We start from the raw sequence: 20,628 nt of genomic DNA on the forward strand, positions 1-20,628 counted from the left end.
GGCCTCTTCGCGGGGACCTGTGGTCCGGTCAGGCCGCGGCCGCCTCGTCGGCGTGACCGTGGACGCGGGCGATGACCTCGGTCAGCTGGGCGGCGACCTCGGCGTCGTCGACCGGGTGCGTCTCGGCGAAGCGGGTCACCGAGCCGGGGATGGACAGCTTGACGTCCTCCAGCACCTTGCCGCCGGCGATGCCCACGGACTTGCGGGTCTCGTCCTGTGCCCACACGCCGCCGTACTGGCCGAAGGCGGTGCCGACGACCGCGACCGGCTTGCCGCCGAAGGCGCCGGCGCCGTAGGGCCGGGACAGCCAGTCGATGGCGTTCTTCAGCACGGCCGGGATGGTGCCGTTGTACTCGGGGGAGAACAGCAGGAACCCGTCGGAGGCGAGCGCGGCCTCGCGCAGCTTGGTCGCGGCGGCGGGGACGCTGCCCTCGACGTCGATGTCCTCGTTGTAGAAGGGGATGTCGGCCAGGCCCTCGAAGAGCACGACCTCGGCGCCCTCGGGTGCGAGCTTGACGGCCGCCTCGGCGAGCTGACGGTTGTGCGAACCGGCGCGAAGGCTGCCGACGAGAGCGAGGATGCGAACAGACATGCGAACTCCAGGATGCTGAGACACTGCCGCGAGGATCCGGACCGAGGTCCGGTTTAATTTGTAGCACCTTAACCGGACCGCGGTCCAGTTTCATTCCCCATGCTTTACGCTGGGTTCATGTCCGCCGTCCTGCCCCCCTTCCCGCCGCCTCAGGAACCCGCCGCCACCCCTCAGTTGCTGGAGGTCGGTTCCGGCCCCGACGAGCGCTGCCTGCGCGCCGACGCGGCCCGCAACCGCGCCCGCCTGCTGGAGGCCGCCGCCCGGCTGATCGCGGAGCACGGCGCGGCCGGGGTCACCATGGAGGCGGTGGCCGCGGCGGCCGGCGTGGGCAAGGGGACGGTCTTCCGCCGCTTCGGCGACCGCACCGGCCTGCTGACGGCGCTGCTGGACCACTCGGCGAAGAAGCTCCAGGCCGACTTCCTCGGCGGGCCCCCGCCGCTCGGCCCCGGGGCGCCGCCGGTCGAGCGGCTGCGCGCGTTCGGCCTGGCGGTGCTGTACCGCTCGGTCGAGCAGCTGGACCTGCAACTGGCCGCCCAGCCGGAGCCGACCCGCCGCTTCGCCCACCCCTCGTACCAGGCCCTGCACACCCACGTCACGATGCTGCTGCGGCAGATCCAGCCGGACGCCGACTGCGACCTCCTCGCCCGGACGCTCCTGGCCTCTCTCGACCCCGCCCTGATCAACCACCTGACCAGGCAGAGCGGCATGCCCATGGAGCGGCTGGAGAAGGGCTGGCTCGACCTGGTCGCCCGCGTGACCGGAACCGGGGCGTGAGCGGGCGAGCACCCCGAGCGGAACCTCGCTCAGAGTTTCTGCGAAGATGCGCTACGTCATGGTGCAGATACCGAAAACGCCCGCGCCCGCTCTCCCCGCACAGCGCTCGGTACCCACGAGCGCCGATGTGGCCCGCCTGGCCGGCGTCTCGCGCGCGACCGTCTCCTACGTCCTCAACAACACCACTGCCGTACGGATCAGCGAGCCCACGCGCCGCCGTGTCCACGAGGCCGCGAAGGAACTCGGGTACGTCCCGCACGCCGCCGCCCGCAGCCTGCGCGCCGGGCACAGCCGCATGGTGCTGATGCCCGCTCCGAGCTTCCCCGTCGGCCCGCTCTACAGCCAGTTCCTCGGCGACCTCAAGGCCGCGCTCGGCCGCCTCGACTACACGGTCGTCCAGCACGGCAGCGGCGGTCTGCACGGTGACGACGCCGCCCGCGCCTGGGCCGAACTGCGCCCGGTCGCCGTCCTGGTGCCGGGCTCCGGGCTGTGCCCGAAGGGGGTGAGCGTGCTCAAGCGGTCGGGCGCGCGGGCGGTGGTCACGCTCGGCCCCGAGTCCGTCGAGGGTGCGCACGCCCTGCTCATGGACCACGAGGCCGTCGGCCACTGCGCGGCCGGTCATCTGTACGACCGTGGCCGGCGCCGCATCGGCGTCGTCATGCCCGAGGAGCACGGCCTGGAGTCCTTCTCCACGCCCCGCCTCGAAGGCGCGCGCCGCGCCTTGGACGGCACGGACGCCACCGTGACCGCCCTGCCCCTCGCCTACGACGAGGGATCCGCCGCGCGGCTCGCCGCCCGCTGGCGCGACCTCGGCCTCGACGCCGTGTTCGCCTACAACGACGAGTACGCGATGCTGCTGATGCGCGCCCTCCAGGACGAGGGCGTCCGCGTCCCCGCCGACACGGCCGTGATCGGCGCCGACGATCTGATGCTCGGACGCCTGCTGCGCCCCAGACTGAGCACGGTGCACATCGAACTGCCGTCCGGCCGCGAGCTCGCGGAGCTGGTCGACCGCGCGGTGCGCAGTCCCGGTGCCGCGCCCGAGAGGCACAAGGTGCTGGGGGCGACGGTGGTGCACCGGGAGTCCAGCTGAGGCGGCGTGCGTCCGGTCGACGTACGGTCGAAGCCTGGGAGGCGTGGGATGCGCACGACGGTCGGCATCATCGGCGGTGGCCCCGCCGGGCTGCTGCTCGCCCGTCTGCTGGACCGCGCGGGCATCGACTGCGTGGTCCTGGAGCGGCGGACGCGGGAGTACGTCGAGCGGCGGCAGCGGGCCGGGATGCTGGAGCAGGGCACGGTCCACGCGCTGCGTGAGGCCGGTGCCGCCGAGCGGCTGGACGCCGAGGGTCTGGTGCACCAGGGCATCGAGCTGCGCTTCGACCGGGAACGCCATCACATCGACCTCCCGGCCCTCACCGGCGGCCGTACGGTCACGATCTACGCCCAGACCGAGATCGTGAAGGACCTCGTCGCACTGCAACTCGCCGACGGGCCACCGCTGTTGTTCGGGGCCGAGGTGTTCGCCGTCGAGCGGCCGGAGAGCGAGGCGCCCGTCGTACGGTTCCTGCGCCAAGGTCGTGAGGAGACGCTGATCTGCGACTGGGTCGCCGGTTGCGACGGCTTCCACGGCATCTCCCGCGACGCCTTCCCGGCCGGGGCCGGCCGCTCGTACGCGCACGAGTATCCGTACTCGTGGCTCGGTGTCCTGGCCCAAGTGCCGCCGTCCTGCGAAGAGTTGATCTACGCGCGCGGCGAACGCGGCTTCGCGCTGCACAGCATGCGCTCACCGTCGGTCTCCCGGCTCTACCTCCAGGTCCCGAACGGCACCGACGCCGGCGACTGGCCCGACGAGCGGATCTGGGACGAACTCGACGCCCGCTTCGCGATCGACGCCGACTGGACGCTGAACCGCGGGCCCATCACCGCCAAGTCCGTGACGGTGATGCGCAGTCACGTCCACGAACCGATGCGCCACGGCCGGCTGCTCCTGGCCGGGGACGCCGCCCACATCGTCCCGCCGACCGGCGCCAAGGGCCTCAACCTCGCGGTCTCGGACGTACGGGTGCTGGCCCGCGCGCTCACCGACGTCTGCCTCTCGGGGGACGCGCAACTTCTCGACAGTTACTCCGAGTTGTGTCTGAAACGTGTGTGGCAGGCCACCCGCTTCTCGGACGACATGACTAAGATGTTGCACACTCAACCAAATGGGGATGCGTTCGATCACCGGATGCAGCTCGCGCGCCTGCGCCGGATCACCGCATCCCGTCACGCGGCCGCCGAACTGGCGGCGAACTACGCGGGACTTCCGCTCCCTCTGTGAGTCCCGCCGGTGATCGAACGGAGAGTCGCAATGCCGTTGCTCGACCCCAAGACCTGGCAGTCCAGCTCACTGTCGGGAGACGAGTGCGCCGTCACCGAGCCCGCCACCGGCGACACCCTCGGCACCGTCACCCTGGCCGGCGCCGAGGACGTCGGCACGGCCACGGAGGCCGCCCTGGCCGCTCAGACCGAGTGGGCGCGTCTGCCGCACTTCGTCCGGGCCGCAGTACTGCGCAAGGCCGGCGACCTGTTCACCGCACACGCCGACGAACTGCGCGAATGGCTCGTCCGCGAGTCCGGCTCGATCCCCGGCAAGGCCGACTTCGAGCTGCACGTCGCCGCCCAGGAGTGCTACGAGGCCGCCGCGCTCGCCTCCCGCCCGGCCGGGCAGGTGCTGCCCAGCGAGGCGCCCCGGCTGTCCTACACGCGCCGGGTGCCCGTCGGAATCGTCGGCGTGATCGCGCCGTTCAACGCCCCGCTGATCCTCTCCATACGCTCCGTCGCCCCCGCCCTCGCGCTCGGCAACGCGGTCGTGCTCAAGCCGGACCCGCGCACGGCGGTCTGCGGCGGCCTCTCCCTCGGGGCGGTCTTCGCCGAGGCCGGACTGCCCGAGGGGCTGCTGCACGTCCTGCCGGGCGGCCCGGAAGCGGGCCAGGCGCTGGTCGCCGACCCGCGCGTGCCCGTCATCTCCTTCACCGGCTCCACGGCCGCCGGCCGGGCCGTCGGCGAGGCCGCCGGACGTCATCTCAAGCGCGCGCACCTGGAGCTCGGCGGCAACTCCGCCCTGATCGTGCTGGAGGACGCCGACATCGACGCGGTGATCTCCACGGCCGCCTGGGGTTCCTTCTTCCACCAGGGCCAGATCTGCATGACGACCGGACGGCACCTCGTCCACCAGTCCCTGTACGAGGAGTACGTCGAACGCCTCGCCGCCAAGGCCGACTCCCTCGCGGTCGGCGACCCGCACCGCGCCCAGGTCCACCTCGGCCCGCTCATCGACTCCGGCCAACTGGGCAAGGTCCACGACCTGGTCGAGGCCAGCACCTCCCGGGGCGCCAAGCTGGCCGCCGGCGGCACCCACGAGCAGCTCTACTACCGGCCGACCGTGCTCGCCGGCGTCGACGACCAGACCCCCGCGTACGCCGAGGAGGTCTTCGGCCCGGTCGCGCCGGTACGCCCCTTCACCAGCGTCGACGAGGCCGCCGCCCTCGCCGCGGCGAGCTCCTACGGCCTCTCCCTGGGCATCGTCACCCGGGACGCCGCCCGCGGCCTCGACCTGGCCGAGCGCATCCCGACCGGCATCGTGCACATCAACGACCAGACCGTGAACGACGAGGCCGTCGCCCCCTTCGGCGGCATCGCCGCCTCCGGCACCGGCGCCCGGTTCGGCGGCGAGGCCAACCTGGACGCGTTCACCGAGGTCCGCTGGACGACGGTGCGCGGCGACGTGGCGGCGTACCCGTTCTAGCCCCGGGCCTCACTGGCCGTTCTGCTCGGCCTGCTCCTGCTGGGCGGCCACCGCCTTGTGCACCTCGTCCATGTCGAGCTTGCGGGCCTGCCCGATGACGTCCGCGAGGGCGGCCTCGGGCAGGGCACCCGGCTGCGCGAACACGGCGACCCGGTCCCGGACGATCATCAGCGTGGGAATCGACTGGATGCCGAAGGCGGAGGCCAGCTCCGGCTGCGCCTCGGTGTCCACCTTGCCGAACACGAGGTCCGGGTTCTCCTCGGCCGCCTTCTCGTAGACCGGGGCGAACTGACGGCATGGCCCGCACCAGGACGCCCAGAAGTCGATCAGGACGAACTCGTTGTCCGTGACCGTCTGGTCGAAGTTCTCCTTGGTGAGCTCCACGGTGCTGCTCATGGCGTTTTCCCTCTTCCTGGTGTCGGGGCGAAACCGTCGTCGACAACATGGCCGTACGGCCGCGTATTCCGTCGTGGCTTCCGCGCGCGTACCCGTGTGGCCACGCCGCACACCACCCGTAAGACTGACCCCATGACGGAAACGGATTCCATCGCGTACGACGTCGTGGTGCTCGGGGCCGGGCCCGTGGGGGAGAACGTGGCCGACCGCACCCGTGCGGCCGGTCTGTCCACCGCGGTCGTGGAGAGCGAGCTGGTCGGCGGCGAGTGCTCGTACTGGGCGTGCATGCCCAGCAAGGCCCTGCTGCGCCCGGTCATCGCCCGGGCCGACGCCCGCCGCCTGCCCGGCCTCAGCCGGTCCGTGCAGGGCCCCCTCGACGCGGCCGCTGTCCTCGCCCGGCGCAACGAGTACACCTCGAACTGGCAGGACGACGGCCAGGTCCGATGGCTCAGCGGCATCGGTGCCGACCTCCACCGCGGCCACGGCCGCCTCGCCGGACCCCGCACGGTGGAGGTGACCGGCCCCGACGGCGTACGGCACGTCCTGACCGCACGGCACGCCGTCGCCGTCTGCACCGGCAGCCGGGCCGTCCTGCCCGATCTGCCCGGACTCGCCGAGGTCAGGCCGTGGACCAGCCGTGAGGCGACCGGCGCCCAGTCCGTGCCCGGCCGGCTGGTCGTGGTCGGCGGGGGAGTGGTGGCCACCGAGATGGCCACGGCCTATCAGGCACTCGGCTCGCGGGTCACCCTCCTCGTGCGCGGGAAGGGCCTGCTGAACCGCATGGAGCCCTTCGCCGGCGAACTCGTCGCCGAAGCGCTCACCGAGGCGGGCGCCGACGTCCGCACCGGGACGTCGGTGGAGTCGGTGACCCGGAAGGACGGCATCGTCGTGGTCGGCACCGACTCCGGCGACCGTATCGAGGCCGACGAGATCCTCTTCGCGACCGGGCGGGCCCCGCGCACCGACGACATCGGCCTGGACACGGTCGGCCTGGAGTCCGGCTCCTGGCTGGAGGTCGACGACAGCCTCCGCGTCACCGGCAGCGAATGGCTGTACGCGGTGGGCGATGTGAACCACCGCGCCCTCCTCACCCACCAGGGCAAGTACCAGGCCCGTATCGCGGGCGCGGCCATCGCCGCCCGCGCCTCCGGCGTCCCCCTGCTGGAGTCGGACCCGTGGGGCGCCCACGCCGCCACCGCCGACCACGCGGCCGTCCCGCAGGTCGTCTTCACCGACCCCGAGGCCGCCGCCGTCGGCCTGTCCCTGGCGGAGGCGGAACAGGCCGGCCACCGCGTCCGCGCCGTCGACTACGACCTCGCCTCGGTGTCCGGGGCGTCCCTGTACGGCGACGGCTACCGCGGCCGTGCCCGTATGGTCGTCGACCTGGACCGCGAGATCCTCCTCGGCGTCACCTTCGTCGGTCCCGGCGTGGGCGAACTCATCCACTCGGCGACGGTCGCGGTCGCCGGCCAGGTGCCGATCAGCAGGCTGTGGCACGCCGTTCCGTCGTACCCGACGATCAGCGAGGTGTGGCTGCGGCTGCTGGAGTCCTACCGGGACGACTGACGGTCTCGGCAGGGGAGTTCGTCACCGGGCGCGACCGTCGTACCTCGGCGGTCGCGCCCTGGCGCGCGCGGCGCCGGCTACCGAGCCGACAGCAGCTCCAGATACTCCTCGCTCCACAGGTCCTCGTCCGCCTCCGGCAGCAGCAGCACCCGGTCCGGGCGCAGCGCCGCGAGGGCGCCCGCGTCATGGGTGACCATGACGATCGCGCCGGGGTACGAGCCCACCGCGGCCAGGACCTCGGCGCGGGAGGCCGGGTCGAGGTTGTTGGTCGGCTCGTCCAGAAGCAGGACGTTCGCGCCGGAATGCACCAGGCCCGCAAGAGCCAGACGGGTCTTCTCACCGCCGGACAGCACACCGACCGGCTTGTCCGCGTCGTCGCCGGTGAACAGGAACGAGCCCAGGACGCGCCGCACTTCGCCGTACGTCAGACGCGGGGCGACGGACGCCAACTGCGCGCCCACCGTCAACTCCGCGTCCAGTGTGTCGTGTTCCTGGGCGAAGTAGCCCAGACGCAACCCGTGCCCGTGGACCACCCGCCCTTCGTCGGGCCTTTCCTGACCGGCGAGGACGCGCAACAGGGTCGTCTTGCCGGAGCCGTTGGCGCCGAGGACGACCATACGGCTGCCCCGGTCGACCGCCAGGTCCACGCCCCGCAGGACGTGATGGCCGTCGTACGACTTGGTCAGGCTGACGGCGCCGAGCGGGATCCGGCCGCAGGGCGCCGGCTCGGGCAGCCGGATCCTGGCCACCTTCTCGGTGCGCCGGACCGGTTCGAGGTCGGCGAGCATGCGGTCGGCGCGGCGGGCCATGTTCCTCGCGGCCACGGCCGTCGACACGCGGGCGCGCATCTTCCCGGCCTGCACCCGCAACGACGCCGCCTTGCGTTCGGCGTTCGCCCGCTCGCGCGCCCGACGCCGCTCGTCGGCCTCCCGTTGGGCGAGATAGGCGTCCCAGCCCGTGTTGTGGACGTCGATCGTGGCCCGCCGCGGGTCGAGGTGGAAGACCCGGTTGACCGTCTGGGCGAGCAGGGACGTGTCGTGGCTGATCAGCACGAGCCCGGCCTGCCGGCCGGCCAGGAAGGTACGCAGCCAGGCGACCGACTCCGCGTCCAGGTGGTTCGTCGGCTCGTCGAGCAGCAGGGTGCCGTGCTCGGCGAAGAGGATGCGCGCGAGCTCCACGCGGCGCCGCTGGCCGCCCGACAGCGCGCCCAGCGGCTGGTCCATCAGCCGGGCGGTCAGGCCGAGCCCCGCGGCCACCCGGGCTGCCTCGGCCTCCGCCGCGTAACCGCCGGCGGCCTGGAACCGGGTCTCGGCACGCACATAGGCGTCCATCGCGCGCCGCGTACCGTCGGCCATGGCCTCCTCGGCCCGCCGCAGGGCGCGTACGGCCTCGTCGAGGCCGCGTGCGGACAGGATGCGGTCGGCGACGGTGACCGTCGGGTCGGCGGCGCGGGAGTCCTGGGGCAGGTGGCCGACGTCACCGGTGCGGGTCACCGTGCCGGCGGCCGGGCGCAGGGTGCCCGCCAGGGTGTTCAACAGGGTGGTCTTTCCGGTGCCGTTGCGGCCGACCAGGCCGACGCGGTCGCCGGGGGAGACGCGGAAGGAGATGTCGGACAGCAGCAGACGCGCGCCCACACGCACGTCGACACCACTAACGGTGATCATGAGAAGACGCTCCGAACAAGCAAGAGGACACACGGGTGGCGTGGAAGCGGGTCCCTGGCTAGGAAATTCGGGGCGTGGACATACGGTCAGGGTAACGACGAAGCCGTCCCGGTCGCCTCTGGTTTTCGTCCGCTACGGCAGCTCGAAACCCAGCGTCCGCGCCGCTCGCGCCGGTGTCGGCTGTGCCCAGCGCTCGACCAGGGCCTGGTTCGACGTGAGCGAGCGCAGCTCGGCCCGGTCCAGGTAGAGCGTGCCGTCGAGGTGGTCCGTCTCGTGCTGCACGATTCGGGCGGGCCACCCGGTGAACACCTCGTCGACCGCGCGCCCGTGCTCGTCGGCGCCCGTCAGCCGCACCTCGGCGTGCCGGGCCACCACCGCCTGATAGCCCGGCACGCTCAGACAGCCCTCGAAGAACCCGGCACGTGCGGCGCCGACGGGTTCGTACGACGGGTTCACCAGCACCCGGAACGGCTGCGGCTCCCGCCCGCGCGCCACCCGTACCTCCTCCGGCACCGGTGCCGGATCCTCGATCACCGCGATCCGCAGGGGCACACCGACCTGCGGTGCGGCGAGGCCGACGCCCGGCGCCGCGTGCATGGTGATGCGCAGGGCGTCGACGAAGCGGGCCAGCAGGGCCGGGTCCAACTGGCCCTCGAAACGCTCGCCGGGCCGTCGCAGCACCGGGTCGCCGGCCGTCACGATGGTCAACGGGCCGCCCCGCGCCAGGAGTTGCTCGACCTGCTCGGCCAGGGGTGCGCGCTCGCTCGGAAGTGCCATCGCGCCAGCATGCCACGGCATGCTCGCACCCCGCCGACTCCTGTGTGACGTACGCCACTTGAACTGCCGGGAACTCGACGGCCCCTTCCCCCGACCACTGGACCGCCACAGCACAGAACCGTCCTCGCTCCCCGGAGAAGCCGCGATGCCCACCGCTTCCACGACCACCACGCAGGAGGCGGCGCAGCCCGACGCCCCGCCGTCGCCGCCCAGCAGATGGGCGCCGCTGCGCCCGCTGATCCTGCGTCTGCACTTCTACGCCGGAGTGCTCGTCGCGCCGTTCCTGCTCGTCGCCGCGGCCACCGGCTTCCTGTACGCCGGCGCGTTCCAGGCCGAGAGGATCGTGTACGCCCATGAGATGACCGTTCCGGTCGGCGACGAGAAGCTGCCGATCTCCCAGCAGGTCGCCGCCGCCCGCAAGGCCCACCCCGAGGGCACGATCTCGGCGGTACGCCCCTCCCCTCAGGACGACGCGTCCACCAGGGTGCTGCTGTCCGGCGTCAAGGGCGTACCCGCCGACCACACGCTCGCCGTGTTCGTCGACCCGTACACCGCCGAGGTGCGCGGCGCCCTCGAACAGTACGGCGCGACCGGTGCGCTGCCCCTGCGCACCTGGATCGACGAGTTCCACCGCGATCTGCACCTCGGCGAGACCGGCCGCCTCTACAGCGAGCTCGCCGCGAGCTGGCTGTGGGTGATCGCGGCCGGCGGCCTCGTGCTGTGGTTCTCCCGCCGCCGCGCCCTGCGCAAGGTCCGCGGGACCAGCGGGCGCCGCCGCACGCTCGGTCTGCACGGCACCGTCGGCGTCTGGGCTGCGGCCGGGTTCTTCTTCCTCTCGGCGACCGGTCTGACCTGGTCGGCCCACGCCGGCGCCCACATCGACGAGCTGCGCACCTCCCTCGGCCAGGCCACCCCGTCCGTGTCGGCCTCGGCGGGCGGCGACCACGGTGGCCACGGCGCCGCAACCGGCACCGGCACCGGAGGGAGCGGCGAGCACGGCGTCGGCCTCGACAAGGTCCTGTCGGCCGCGCGTGCCGAGGGCCTGGGTGATCCGGTGGAGATCGTGCCGCCCGCCGACGCCTCGTCCGCGTACGTGGTGCGGCAGGTGCAGCGCAGCTGGCCGACGAAGCAGGACTCGGTCGCGATCGACCCGGGCACCGGCGAGGTCACGGACGTGCTGCGGTTCGCCGACCACCCGGTGCTGGCCAAGCTGACCCGCTGGGGCATCGACCTGCACACGGGTGTCCTCTTCGGCCTGGTCAACCAGATTGCCCTGATGCTGCTCGCGGCCTCACTGATCCTGCTGATCCTTTGGGGCTACCGCATGTGGTGGCGGCGCGGCCGCGGTTCCGCCTTCGGCCGGCCCGTCCCGCGCGGCGCCTGGCAGCAGGTGCCCGCGCAGATCCTGGTCCCGCTGGTGGCGGTCGTCGCCGTGCTCGGCTACTTCGTGCCGCTGCTCGGCATCTCACTGGCCGCGTTCATCGCCGTGGACGTCGTCCTCGGGGAGATCGCCCACCGGCGAGGCAGGCGGAAGCCCGCCGAGGTGACGTAGAAGAGGAGGAGAACAGAACCCGCTGAGGCGATCGAGGAGAGGGCAGGCAGACTCAGGGGCCTGGTTCCGGGGGGAACCAGGCCCCTGCCATGCGCTGAGAGCCGCTCAGTCGCTGAGAGCGCTCAGAGCCGCTCGAAGTCGCCCGCCAGCGCGGAGGCGAGACGCATGTGCGGCTCCGCCTCCTCGTGGCGCCCCTGACGTTGCAGGGTGCGGCCCAGCATCAGCCGGGCGTACTGCTCGACGGGGTCGCTCTCGACGATGGCGCGCAACTCTGTCTCCGCGCGCCGAAGTTGGGCCGAGTGGTAGTAGGCGCGCGCCAGCAGCAGCCGCGGCCCGGTCTGCTCCGGCACCTCCTCGACCAGCTTGCCCAGGACGCGCGCGGCGGCGGCGTAGTCCTTGGCGTCGAAGAACATCTGCGCGCGCTCCCAGCGCTCGGCCGGTGTTCCGTGGTCGTAGTACGTCGTGTCCACTGCTGACCTCCTTCGAGGGCGCCAACGGACGAGGGTGGTTCAATATTCCACTACTTGGTCACATGGTGGGTCACGTGGTGGGTCACGTGGTTGGTCGGCTGGTGGGTCACGTGGGTCAGGGCCGCGAGCTCCGCGTCGGCCCGCTCGGTGATGAGGGTCAGCACACGCCCGGCGGCGACCAGATCCTCCGTCGGGATACCGGCGTAGATCCGGGCGGTGATGGGGGAGGTCCCTGCGGTGATCACGTCGTACAGCTCCCGTCCGGCGTCCGTGATCCGCACCCGCGACGGCTCCTGAGGGGCGAGCAGCTTCGCGGCGATCAGCTCGTCGACCACGGAGTGCGCCTCCGTCGTGTCGATCTTGAGCGCGCCCACGACGCCGTCGACGAGGCGGTCCCTGTCGACCGGTTCGTCGGCGACGGCCACGAGTCGGAGGGTGACGGACTGCTGGAAGGTGGCGCCGTGGCGGGCCAGCACGTTCTCCAGCAGTGCTCGGCTCGCGTAGTGGGCCAGGGCTATGACGCGTGGATTGAGCGGGGGAGTGGTGGTGGTCATGACTGCTCCTTGTCGGACTCGCTGTCCGTGGCGAACGGGTCGAGAGGTGCGTCGAGCAAGGTGGCCAACTCGCGGGTGAACTCCCGCGTGCGCGCGCTGTCCAGGCCACCGAGGGGCGCGAGCAGTTGTTGCAGCAGGCCCTGGACGACCTCGATCGCCTGCCGGGTCCGCTCGCGACCGAGTCCGGTCAGAGCGAGTTGCACCGCGCGCGGGTCGCGGGGATCCCGCGTGCGTTCGATGAGACCGGCGGTTTCGAGGGATCGCGCCAGCTTGGAGACGTACAGCGGTTCGAGCCCGGTGTGGTCGGCCAGGCGGCGCTGGCTGGGGCGCTCTCCGCGGCGCTGCATGCCGTACAGCGAGGCCACCAGCGCGTACTGCGCGTGTGTGAGCCCCAGTGGCGTCACGGCCCGGTCGACCGCGACCCGCCACTTCGTCGACAGGCGCCACACCAGGAACCCGGGCGAGGCGCTTTCGGAACCTTTGCTCATGGGCCAATACCGTACATGGCTATTATATCCATGGCTTCTATGGCTTCTATTTTTCTGAATCGCATCGAGACAGCCCCGAGTGACGGACTGACGTGGCGGCCCGGCGGGACTAGTTTGGGCGCCATGAGCAATCTTGATCGCGAGGCGGCGCCCGCCATCTGCGGCGGCCGCGGTTTCGTCGTGGCGGAGCCGGTACGCGAACTCCTCAGCCCTCGCCACGTCAAGCTCGGCGAGTCCAGCGAAGTCCGTCGTCTGCTGCCCAACCTGGGTCGGCGCATGGTCGGCGCCTGGTGCTTCGTCGATCACTACGGCCCCGACGACATCGCCGACGAGCCCGGGATGCAGGTGCCGCCGCACCCGCACATGGGACTGCAGACGGTGAGCTGGCTGCACGAGGGCGAGGTGCTGCACCGGGACTCCACGGGCAGCCTCCAGACGATCCGCCCTCGCGAGCTGGGCCTGATGACGTCCGGCAGGGCGATCAGCCACTCCGAGGAGAGCCCGAAGTCCCACGCCCGCTTCCTGCACGGAGCCCAGCTCTGGGTCGCCCTCCCGGACGGCCACCGCCACACCGACCCGCGTTTCGAACACCATGCCGAGCTGCCGGTCATCACAGCGCCCGGCCTGACGGCCACGCTGATCCTCGGCGGCCTGGACGGCGCGACCTCGCCCGGCACGACGTACACCCCGATCGTCGGCGCCGACCTCGCCCTCTCGCGCGGCACCGACGTCCGGCTCCCGCTGGAGCCGGATTTCGAGTACGCCGTCCTGTCCATGTCCGGCGAGGCCCACGTGGACGGCGTTCCGGTACTGCCCGGCTCCATGCTCTACCTCGGCTGCGGACGCACCGAACTCCCGCTGCGCGCCGAGTCCGACGCCGGCCTGATGCTCCTCGGCGGCGAGCCGTTCGAGGAGGAGTTGATCATGTTCTGGAACTGGATCGGGCGATCTCAGGAGGAGATCGAACAGGCCCGTCGGGACTGGATGGAAGGCTCCCGGTTCGGGGAAGTGAAGGGGTACGACGGGGCTCCACTGCCCGCACCGGAGCTGCCGTCGGTGCCGTTGAAACCGCGGGGAAGGGTGCGCTGACCGGCGGAAACGCGTCAGTGAAAACCCCCAGGACCGCGGTAGCGCGGTTGCGGACATGGCCGGCGAGTTCGGTGCGGAGCTGGTGCGGGCCATCCGCGCGGGCCTGGCCCAGGGCGCCAGCCCCATGTACGGCCCCGCGGTCCATCCAAGAGGAGCTGGTACTCCTTCGCGACCGAGTACGCGAGGGCGCACTGGCCCGGTCGTGCGGCCAAGACCCGCGACGAGGTCAGCGGCGCCCTCACGGCGATCACCCTGGCGATGTGCTGGGACGTGCCCGGCCGGCCGAACGGGCAGCTCGTGCGCCGTGCCCTGCGGCACTGGGCCTTCGTCGTCCCCGGGCCTGAGCAGCGGGAGCTGCCGGCGGAGGACCGGCTGGTCTTGCAGCGGGTGGCGAAGGCATCCCGGCCCCTGGTCGACCTGCACGATCCGGTCCTGGCGCGTGATGTGCTGGAGTCACTGCGCCGCAAGCTCGATGGGGGTGAGGCGGCGGTGGAGACGATGCGGCGCGAGCGCAAGGTGCTGGTACATGCCCTCCACTACGCCGTGGAGCGGGGCGAACTGGGCAGTCCATCCACTGGAGAACATCCGGTGGCGGGTGCCCAAGCCGGCCGTCGCGGTGGAGCCGCGGGTGGTGGCCAACCCGTACCGGGCACGGGAGTTGCTGAGCGCCGTCTCCTACGTGGGTGGCTATCGGCGGGCTCGTGGCCGTCGGCTGGTGGGGTTCTTCGCCGGCATGTACTACGCGGGTCTGCGTCCGGAGGAGGCGGTCGCGGCGGCGCTGCCGGACTGCCGGTTGCCCCGAACGGGCTGGGGGCGGCTGGTCGTGCACCGCACGCTTCCCCAGGCGGGCGAACGGTGGACCGACACCGGCCGGAACCACGACGAGCGCGGGCTGAAGAACCGCCCGCCGGGAGAAACACGGGTGGTGCCGCTGCCCCCGCATCTGGTGGCCCTGTGGCGCGAGCACGTCGCCACCTTCGGCACAGCTGACGACGGCCGGCTTGTTCTTCAGCGAACGCGGCGGAGTCCTCGCCTACACCACCTACCACGGGGTCTGGCACGAGACCCGCGACCTTGCCCTGCCTCCCGCCCTTACCAGTACCCCGCTCGCGAAGCGCCCGTACGACCTGCGGCACTCGGCGCTGTCTACCTGGCTGTGTGCGGGCGCCGACCCGGCTGAGGTCGCTCAGCGGGCCGGGAGCAGCGTCGAGGTCCTGCTGAGCCGGTATGCGAAGTGCCTGTACGACCGGCAGTCCATTGACAACCAGCGCATCGAAGGGCTCCTGAGCGCCTACCACCAGCCGCCCGAGCCCGACGAGGCGTAGGAGCTTCAACCAGAAACGGACTTGACGTCTTCGCCGAATCCGGTGGCATCTCCGCAGGGTCGATATCCGGCCGCAGCAGCCATGGAGGTTGTCAGTGTCGGCACCATTTCGCCTCGCTGCGATGCGCCCTGCGGCCCGTCGCCTGAGCGTCCGCTGTGATCCATCCAACGTTTGGCATGCGCATCCTCTTTACGCCAAGGGCACCTGCTGCCAGGGGAGTTGAACGGAATCCACGCGTCCTGAAATCGGCTCCATGGGTGTTGGTCTCCCGCCTAAAGTTCTACCGCCCGTGCGGTTTTCGCACAGGTGTTTGAGTCTGACCTAGCGGGAAGGACACGGCACTTCGTGTACCCATCCACCCAACTCACCACGCAAAGACGCAGAAGACGCAACCGGCTCGCGGCGGCCGCCGCACTGCTTCTGATTGCCGAGGTCGGCATCGCCGCCACTGGCCAGGCCGCCGCGGCTCCCACGCCGGAGCCCACTGCGGAGGCGACCAGCGAGCGGGCCAAGGCTTCCCAGCCGTCCAAAGCGCAAGGGGCGGCCCGGCACGCCAAGGGTTCGAAGGTGTGGGCGATCAGCGAGGCGAAGAAGGCCGGCAAGAAGGTCGTCGCCCACGACGAGACGACGGCCACCTCCTACACCGTGGCCAACCCCGACGGCACCCTCACCACCGAACTGACCTCCGGGCCCGAGCGGGTCTGGCGGGCCGGCAAGTGGCGCAAGGTCGATGCCACCCTGACCAGAGCCGGCGACGGAACCGTGAAGGCGAAGGAGCACCCCAACGGGCTGCGCCTGGCCGGGAAGGGCGGCACCGCGCCGCGCTCGCTGGCCGCCGCCAAGGATGCCGCCCCGCGCGATCTCGTCACGCTCGGCACCGGCGACCAGGCGGTGACGCTGCAGTGGAAGGGCGGTCTTCCCGCGCCGGAGCTGGACGGCACCACCGCCCGCTACCGGGAGGCCGTGCCCGGCGCCGACGTCATCGTCGAGGCGACGCGGACCGGCTTCGAGCAGTACGTGGAGATCGACGAAAGGCCCTCCGGCGCCTACTCCTACACGCTGCCGGTCAAGGCCAAGGGGCTGAAGGCCAAGGCGAACAAGGACGGGTCGGTGACGTTCACCGACACCGAGACCGGTGAACGGCGCGCGACGATGCCCGCCCCGGTCATGTGGGACGCATCGGTGGACAAGCGGTCCGGCGAACATGTCCGCCGGTCCCGCGTCGACATGAAGGTCGTGAACAAGGGAACCGGCCGCATCGACCTGGTCGTCACGCCCAGCGCGGAGTTCCTCGCCGACCCCAAGACCCGCTACCCGGTCACGGTCGACCCCTCGACCTCCGCCCTGGCCTCCACCTTCGACACCTACGTGCAACGCGGCGAAACGGTCGACTGGTCCGCCGACACCGAACTCGACTTCGGCAACCCCGGCACCACCAACCCGGACGGCACCACCCGCGTAGCCCGGTCCTTCATCCACTGGAACACCACGCCCATCCAGGACGCGTTGATCATCGACACGAACCTGGCTCTGTGGAACTTCCACTCCGGCAACACCGACTGCGCCACCCAGTCCTGGACCGTCTGGGACACCACCGCGGCATCCACCTCCTCCAGGTGGACCAACCAGCCCACCTGGAACCAGCAGTACCACTCCTCGACCCAGACCCGCGGCAACCCCGACTGCACCGGCACCCAACCCGACGGGTGGATCAACGCCGACGTCGACACCCTCGTGCAGACCTGGGCATCGGCGAAGGCGACCCGCGGCTACATGGGCCTGCGTGCGGCCACCGACGACACCCGCGCCTGGAAACGCGTCAACTCCGGCAACGCCACCACGAACCAGCCGAAGCTGACCGTGACCTACAACTACCGCCCCTCCGACGGCACGGCGCAGCAGGCTGGTCCGCCCTTCAAGACCTACAACGACGTGTGGGGTGTCAACACCCTCACGCCGACGCTCAGGGACAAGTTCGCGGACGCGGACGGCGACAAGGTCAGCGGCAGCTTCCAGGTCTACGACGCGGAAACCAACACGCCGATCACCACGCCGGCCGGAGACGGCGTGCTCGTCTCCGACTTCGTCACGCCCGGCGAGTGGGCGACCGTGCAGGTCCCGGGCGGGCAACTCGTCGACGGCAAGATGTACAAGTTCCGCACCAACGCCTACGACGGCACCCACTACAACCTGGGCTGGTCCCCGTGGCGGACGTTCGTCGTGGAGACCGCCGCCGCCGGCATTCCCACCAGTCTCCAGCCCGGCGACACCTACACGATCAACGACCCCGCGCTGATCGCCGACCCCGCCCAGGTTGAGCAAGTCCTGAACAGGGACGGCAATCTGGAAGCGCTCGGTATCAAACCACGCACCGGCCCGTCAGCTGAGCAGCCTGCCGCGGCGGCGTCCGGCACATCCAAGGCGGCGTCCGGCACGACACAGGGGCCGACTGCCGGGGCTAGCGCTGCCTGGGAGCGCACGTACACCGTTCCCAGTCAGAGATTCATCCGCGGCCGCAAGCCCGAGAACAACGGCCTGGATCCATACGAATACATCGCCGATGTCGACGAATGCCACAACGCTGACGACTCGGACAACGCAGCCGGGTGGATCAAGAACCGGTTCTCGTACTGCCAGGAGACCTTGACGGTCATGCCGGCGATCAGGTGCGGCCTGTGGCCCCCCGGCTGCTATCTGCAGGGCACCTTCATCTCGACCAACACCCTTATCGGCCGGGGCCAGATAGGCGGTCTGGGCGACAGCACGCTGACCCGGTTCGCCGAATTCGACTTCAATGTGGATGTCTTCCTCTCCAGCGGCGACTTCAACAAGGCCGGCGCCAAGTTGGAAGCGAAGCTGGAGTGCGAGGGAGACTGGGACATCGGAGTTCCGGGCGACCCCACGGCAGAGGACGCCTGCCAGCCCGGCGTCCATACCGGCCGCAGTGATTCGCCCAGCCAGTGGAAGTTCGACGGCGACACAAAGTTCGACCTGTGGTCACTTGCGCCCAAGCTGCCCGATGTCGCCGATGGCGACCAGATCGCCACGGGCTTGTTCACCCCGGTCCTCGAGTTCACGATCCCCGGCTACTCCCAGCTCATACCCTCCGAGGGCGAGCAGGGGGAGGTGCGCTTCGACAGCGCCGCCTACAACCAGCGCGCCCAAGTGGGTTCCGTGTTCCCCGACGCCACACCGGCCCTCCGCTACGACAGGAGCGACACAAGCGATCCCACCGCGCCGGTAGAGCCGTACCTTGGAGTGGCCGAGGTCGCGGACCACATCGGGGACGCCCTCGATGACCCGAGCAGCACCTTCCCCGCGCAGAGCGACAAGAACCTTCCCGGCGGGGAAGCGCTGGACCCGATGCACCGCCTCGTGCCCGGCTACGGCGCGACCGAGCTGGAACGCTACAACGCCAACCGCTCGGTCGTATCCTCCACCTGCACCGACAGCGCCGTACCGGGGCGTCCCGCTGAGGGAGATCCGCCACACGACTGTGACGAATTCCCGTTTGCCTCGAGTTACGAAGGGGCCGCGCGCCACAGGTACGAAGGAGATGCGTATCTCAACGACTTCTCCGTCCGTTACGTCGACCGCGTCGAGAACCAGGAAGCAGGGCGCCGCCTCGCTGCCTGGTACGACAATGACCGGATCCTCAGCCATGATCCGTTCATCATCACCATTGGCGACTGATCGGGGCTGTCCCGCTCAGAAATGATCTGTTGCGGGGCCGGCTCGGCAAGCCGGCCCCGCACGCATTCAGCCCGGTTCTCCTGCACTGCGCCCGCTCTTGTCACCGGCGGCCACCCGCCAGATCTGAACGAGACAGTACTGATCTTTGCCGTTCAACTCCTCTTCGTGGCCCGGCAGCGTCGGCAGGGTGTCCTGGCGTCCTGCCAACGGGGAGATGAAGGGGCCGCGTTCGGGGTTGAATACCCACTTCCATCGCATTCTGTACAGGCCGGGAGAGGGCAGGATGAGCGGAATCGGCTTGAACCCGCCGGCGATGATCTCAAGCGCAAGTTCCCCAACGGGAATCTCTACTTCGACCTCATCCTTTCCAGACCATTCCCCGGTACCTTCCGGAGGGGTGCTGGACCAGCTCTCCAGTCGTATGGAAGTCTCTATCACCTGAGACGGCACCTGTAGATACACCATGCCGGGAGCAGAAAGCAGCCAATTCGCTGGATCTGTATGCGGTTGATACGTGTCGACACTTGTATCGAACAAACCCAACAGGCGATAACCCGGACTAATTGTGGTTTCGCATGCATCGAGCAACCTGCTCAAGGAACACCTCACGCATCATCAATTGAGTCCCGAACAGCATAGTCCCCTCGAATTGGAAGCAGTGTTCTTTCCGGTCAGGAGGATCACCGAAGCCGTCCCAGGGCGCCGTCGTTCGGGTGACGTGTCCTGGTTGATCACATGATGCCGAGGGTGATCAGCGGACAGTTTGCGTCGCGCGGGTGTGGTGGCGGAGTCCAACGGCGATGTTCGTCTGGCTGGCGAGTCCCAGGCCCGCCCGAGTGCCCTCTTGCAGGGGGATGTTGGAGTGGATGTGCCGGGCAGTCATGCTCCCGCCGATCAGAAGGAGGCGGGTATGGACCTGAACGAGCACCACGGCGCCGCACCTGAGCCCGAGCAGCCTGTGGACCGATCCCCGGCGCAGCCGCATGGTGGTGGACGGCCGGACGGCCGGACGGCGGCAGTGCGGCTGTGAGGGACTGTCCTGGCCCGTGCCTTCGCCGCCCATGTCCATCCCGTCCATGTCCCCCATGTCGTGGCCGGACGAGGAGGAGCTGGACGAATCGTCCGAGCCGCTGTCCATCCCGGACGTGCCGGGTGCGTCGGCGATGAACCGGTAGGTGAAGCTGGCTCCGGCCCGCACCGCCGTGGGTGACCGGCGGGACGCCGTCCATGTTGCTGCGCAGCGCGAGTCCGTGCCAGTGGATGGAGTCGGGGTCTTGTCCGGTAGCTGGTTGGACAGTTTGGCGGCGAGGGTGTCGCCGGCCGAGATGCGGATCTCCTTGCCGGGGGCCTGGCCGCTGAAGGCCCAGGACCTGGCTGTGGTGCCGCCGCCCAGGTCGAGGACGGCGGGCGCGGCGGTCAGGTTGAGGCGGTGCACCTTGCCCGTGCCGGCCCGCTTCTTCTCGGTGCGGGTGACCTGGGAGCCGGAAGGGCTGACAAGGGAGGGGCTGCTGGGGCTGTTGCTGCTGCAGGCGGCGAGCACGCCGGTGCCTGCGGCGCCAAGTCCGGCGAGCAGGACGGAGCGACGGTTGAGGCTGTTCACGAAGAGGTCCTCTTCTCAGTGCGCAAAGGGGCGTTCGGGCTGTGTCCGGACACGGCTCGCTCGCGTCGCGGGGACGCGGGAAGCCGTTGGGCACGGCCTAAGACGTCGTCTCATTTGGAGTGCCGGGTAGTCTGCATCTGTGGTGATGGTCGAGCGCATGGTGCCGGACGAGTTGTGGGAGTTGTTCCAGCGGGTGCTTCCACCTGCTCCATCGCGGCCGCAAGGCGGCGGTCGGCGCCGCTACGGCGATCGAGAGGTGCTGGCCGCGATCATCTTCGTAGCCACCACGGGCTGCACCTGG

18 protein-coding genes and 1 pseudogene are annotated in these 20,628 nt (G+C 70.5%); 10 read left to right on the top strand and 9 right to left on the bottom strand.

Annotated features, from left to right (window positions below; all coding sequences use genetic code 11):
- Positions 1-28: 28 nt before the first annotated feature.
- Positions 29-592: an NAD(P)H-dependent oxidoreductase gene (locus tag ABZ078_RS41685; protein ID WP_356583747.1), complete on the bottom strand. Its 564-nt coding sequence runs from the start codon at positions 590-592 to the stop codon at positions 29-31.
- A gap of 99 nt (positions 593-691) precedes the next feature.
- Here ABZ078_RS41685 and ABZ078_RS41690 point away from each other — a divergent pair, with 99 nt between their 5' ends.
- Genes ABZ078_RS41690 through ABZ078_RS41705 form a run of 4 tightly spaced genes read left to right on the top strand, consistent with a single transcriptional unit; the run spans position 692 to position 5,153 of the window.
- Entirely contained in the window at positions 692-1,366 is a 675-nt protein-coding gene (locus ABZ078_RS41690; protein WP_356583748.1) for a helix-turn-helix domain-containing protein, read from the top strand.
- A 46-nt stretch (positions 1,367-1,412) separates the two neighbouring features.
- A complete protein-coding gene (locus ABZ078_RS41695; protein ID WP_356583749.1) occupies positions 1,413-2,459 on the top strand; it encodes a LacI family DNA-binding transcriptional regulator in 1,047 nt (348 codons plus the stop codon).
- A gap of 48 nt (positions 2,460-2,507) precedes the next feature.
- Positions 2,508-3,686, top strand: a complete 1,179-nt coding sequence (locus ABZ078_RS41700) for a 4-hydroxybenzoate 3-monooxygenase (RefSeq protein ID WP_356583750.1) — start codon at positions 2,508-2,510, stop codon at positions 3,684-3,686.
- Positions 3,687-3,716: 30 nt separating this feature from the next.
- Positions 3,717-5,153 (top strand): benzaldehyde dehydrogenase, encoded by a 1,437-nt coding sequence (locus ABZ078_RS41705; RefSeq protein ID WP_356583751.1) that lies wholly within the window; start codon positions 3,717-3,719, stop codon positions 5,151-5,153.
- A gap of 9 nt (positions 5,154-5,162) precedes the next feature.
- Here ABZ078_RS41705 and trxA read toward each other — a convergent pair whose 3' ends face one another.
- The gene (trxA, locus tag ABZ078_RS41710) at positions 5,163-5,549 is read right to left on the bottom strand and encodes a thioredoxin (protein WP_356583752.1); all 387 of its coding nucleotides are present in this window, start codon (positions 5,547-5,549) and stop codon (positions 5,163-5,165) included.
- 132 nt (positions 5,550-5,681) lie between these two features.
- Here trxA and ABZ078_RS41715 point away from each other — a divergent pair, with 132 nt between their 5' ends.
- Positions 5,682-7,115: an NAD(P)/FAD-dependent oxidoreductase gene (locus ABZ078_RS41715; protein WP_356583753.1), complete on the top strand. Its 1,434-nt coding sequence runs from the start codon at positions 5,682-5,684 to the stop codon at positions 7,113-7,115.
- A gap of 77 nt (positions 7,116-7,192) precedes the next feature.
- Here the strand turns inward: ABZ078_RS41715 and ABZ078_RS41720 are convergent, their stop codons facing one another.
- Both ABZ078_RS41720 and ABZ078_RS41725 read right to left on the bottom strand, forming a co-directional pair.
- Positions 7,193-8,779 (bottom strand): ABC-F family ATP-binding cassette domain-containing protein, encoded by a 1,587-nt coding sequence (locus tag ABZ078_RS41720; RefSeq protein ID WP_356583754.1) that lies wholly within the window; start codon positions 8,777-8,779, stop codon positions 7,193-7,195.
- 132 nt (positions 8,780-8,911) lie between these two features.
- Complete coding sequence (locus tag ABZ078_RS41725; RefSeq protein WP_356583755.1) at positions 8,912-9,556, bottom strand: peptide deformylase; 645 nt, start codon at positions 9,554-9,556, stop codon at positions 8,912-8,914.
- Positions 9,557-9,701: 145 nt separating this feature from the next.
- On the opposite strand from ABZ078_RS41725, the gene ABZ078_RS41730 reads away from it, so the two are divergent.
- Positions 9,702-11,108 (top strand): PepSY-associated TM helix domain-containing protein, encoded by a 1,407-nt coding sequence (locus ABZ078_RS41730; protein WP_356583756.1) that lies wholly within the window; start codon positions 9,702-9,704, stop codon positions 11,106-11,108.
- 122 nt (positions 11,109-11,230) lie between these two features.
- Here ABZ078_RS41730 and ABZ078_RS41735 read toward each other — a convergent pair whose 3' ends face one another.
- From ABZ078_RS41735 to ABZ078_RS41745, 3 genes are read right to left on the bottom strand one after another with little or no spacing between them, the layout of a single operon-like run.
- Entirely contained in the window at positions 11,231-11,578 is a 348-nt protein-coding gene (locus ABZ078_RS41735) for a tetratricopeptide repeat protein (protein WP_356583757.1), read from the bottom strand.
- Positions 11,579-11,628: 50 nt separating this feature from the next.
- Positions 11,629-12,132, bottom strand: a complete 504-nt coding sequence (locus tag ABZ078_RS41740) for a MarR family transcriptional regulator (protein ID WP_356583758.1) — start codon at positions 12,130-12,132, stop codon at positions 11,629-11,631.
- Positions 12,129-12,620: a MarR family transcriptional regulator gene (locus ABZ078_RS41745; RefSeq protein WP_356583759.1), complete on the bottom strand. Its 492-nt coding sequence runs from the start codon at positions 12,618-12,620 to the stop codon at positions 12,129-12,131. The genes ABZ078_RS41740 and ABZ078_RS41745 overlap by 4 nt, the downstream gene beginning before the upstream one ends.
- A gap of 123 nt (positions 12,621-12,743) precedes the next feature.
- Between ABZ078_RS41745 and ABZ078_RS41750 the strand changes: the two genes are divergently transcribed.
- The 3 genes and pseudogenes from ABZ078_RS41750 to ABZ078_RS41760 form a co-directional block, all read left to right on the top strand.
- A complete protein-coding gene (locus ABZ078_RS41750) occupies positions 12,744-13,709 on the top strand; it encodes a pirin family protein (RefSeq protein ID WP_356583760.1) in 966 nt (321 codons plus the stop codon).
- A gap of 1,001 nt (positions 13,710-14,710) precedes the next feature.
- A complete protein-coding gene (locus ABZ078_RS41755) occupies positions 14,711-15,034 on the top strand; it encodes a hypothetical protein (RefSeq protein ID WP_356583761.1) in 324 nt (107 codons plus the stop codon).
- A 567-nt stretch (positions 15,035-15,601) separates the two neighbouring features.
- Positions 15,602-17,269, top strand: a pseudogene (locus tag ABZ078_RS41760) (DNRLRE domain-containing protein); the annotation flags it as partial.
- Positions 17,270-18,793: 1,524 nt separating this feature from the next.
- On the opposite strand, the gene ABZ078_RS41765 reads toward ABZ078_RS41760, so the two are convergent.
- Together ABZ078_RS41765 and ABZ078_RS41770 are read right to left on the bottom strand one after the other, a co-directional pair.
- Positions 18,794-19,324, bottom strand: a complete 531-nt coding sequence (locus ABZ078_RS41765) for a hypothetical protein (protein WP_356583762.1) — start codon at positions 19,322-19,324, stop codon at positions 18,794-18,796.
- Between the two features lie 154 nt (positions 19,325-19,478).
- A complete protein-coding gene (locus tag ABZ078_RS41770) occupies positions 19,479-20,327 on the bottom strand; it encodes a multicopper oxidase domain-containing protein (protein WP_356583763.1) in 849 nt (282 codons plus the stop codon).
- A gap of 145 nt (positions 20,328-20,472) precedes the next feature.
- Between ABZ078_RS41770 and ABZ078_RS41775 the strand changes: the two genes are divergently transcribed.
- Positions 20,473-20,628: transposase (locus tag ABZ078_RS41775; protein WP_356583764.1), on the top strand; the 156-nt coding region annotated here is incomplete at its 3' end.

The organism is Streptomyces sp. NPDC006385, assembly GCF_040612485.1.
GTDB lineage: Bacteria > Actinomycetota > Actinomycetes > Streptomycetales > Streptomycetaceae > Streptomyces.

Bases quoted from the DNA above. Each gene is read 5' to 3' on its own strand.
- ABZ078_RS41685 (WP_356583747.1), bottom strand. From the start codon at position 592: ATGTCTGTTCGCATCCTCGCTCTCGTCGGCAGCCTTCGCGCCGGTTCG.
- ABZ078_RS41690 (WP_356583748.1), top strand. From the start codon at position 692: ATGCTTTACGCTGGGTTCATGTCCGCCGTCCTGCCCCCCTTCCCGCCG.
- ABZ078_RS41695 (WP_356583749.1), top strand. From the start codon at position 1,413: ATGCGCTACGTCATGGTGCAGATACCGAAAACGCCCGCGCCCGCTCTC.
- ABZ078_RS41700 (WP_356583750.1), top strand. From the start codon at position 2,508: ATGCGCACGACGGTCGGCATCATCGGCGGTGGCCCCGCCGGGCTGCTG.
- ABZ078_RS41705 (WP_356583751.1), top strand. From the start codon at position 3,717: ATGCCGTTGCTCGACCCCAAGACCTGGCAGTCCAGCTCACTGTCGGGA.
- trxA (WP_356583752.1), bottom strand. From the start codon at position 5,549: ATGAGCAGCACCGTGGAGCTCACCAAGGAGAACTTCGACCAGACGGTC.
- ABZ078_RS41715 (WP_356583753.1), top strand. From the start codon at position 5,682: ATGACGGAAACGGATTCCATCGCGTACGACGTCGTGGTGCTCGGGGCC.
- ABZ078_RS41720 (WP_356583754.1), bottom strand. From the start codon at position 8,779: ATGATCACCGTTAGTGGTGTCGACGTGCGTGTGGGCGCGCGTCTGCTG.
- ABZ078_RS41725 (WP_356583755.1), bottom strand. From the start codon at position 9,556: ATGGCACTTCCGAGCGAGCGCGCACCCCTGGCCGAGCAGGTCGAGCAA.
- ABZ078_RS41730 (WP_356583756.1), top strand. From the start codon at position 9,702: ATGCCCACCGCTTCCACGACCACCACGCAGGAGGCGGCGCAGCCCGAC.
- ABZ078_RS41740 (WP_356583758.1), bottom strand. From the start codon at position 12,132: ATGACCACCACCACTCCCCCGCTCAATCCACGCGTCATAGCCCTGGCC.
- ABZ078_RS41745 (WP_356583759.1), bottom strand. From the start codon at position 12,620: ATGAGCAAAGGTTCCGAAAGCGCCTCGCCCGGGTTCCTGGTGTGGCGC.
- ABZ078_RS41750 (WP_356583760.1), top strand. From the start codon at position 12,744: ATGAGCAATCTTGATCGCGAGGCGGCGCCCGCCATCTGCGGCGGCCGC.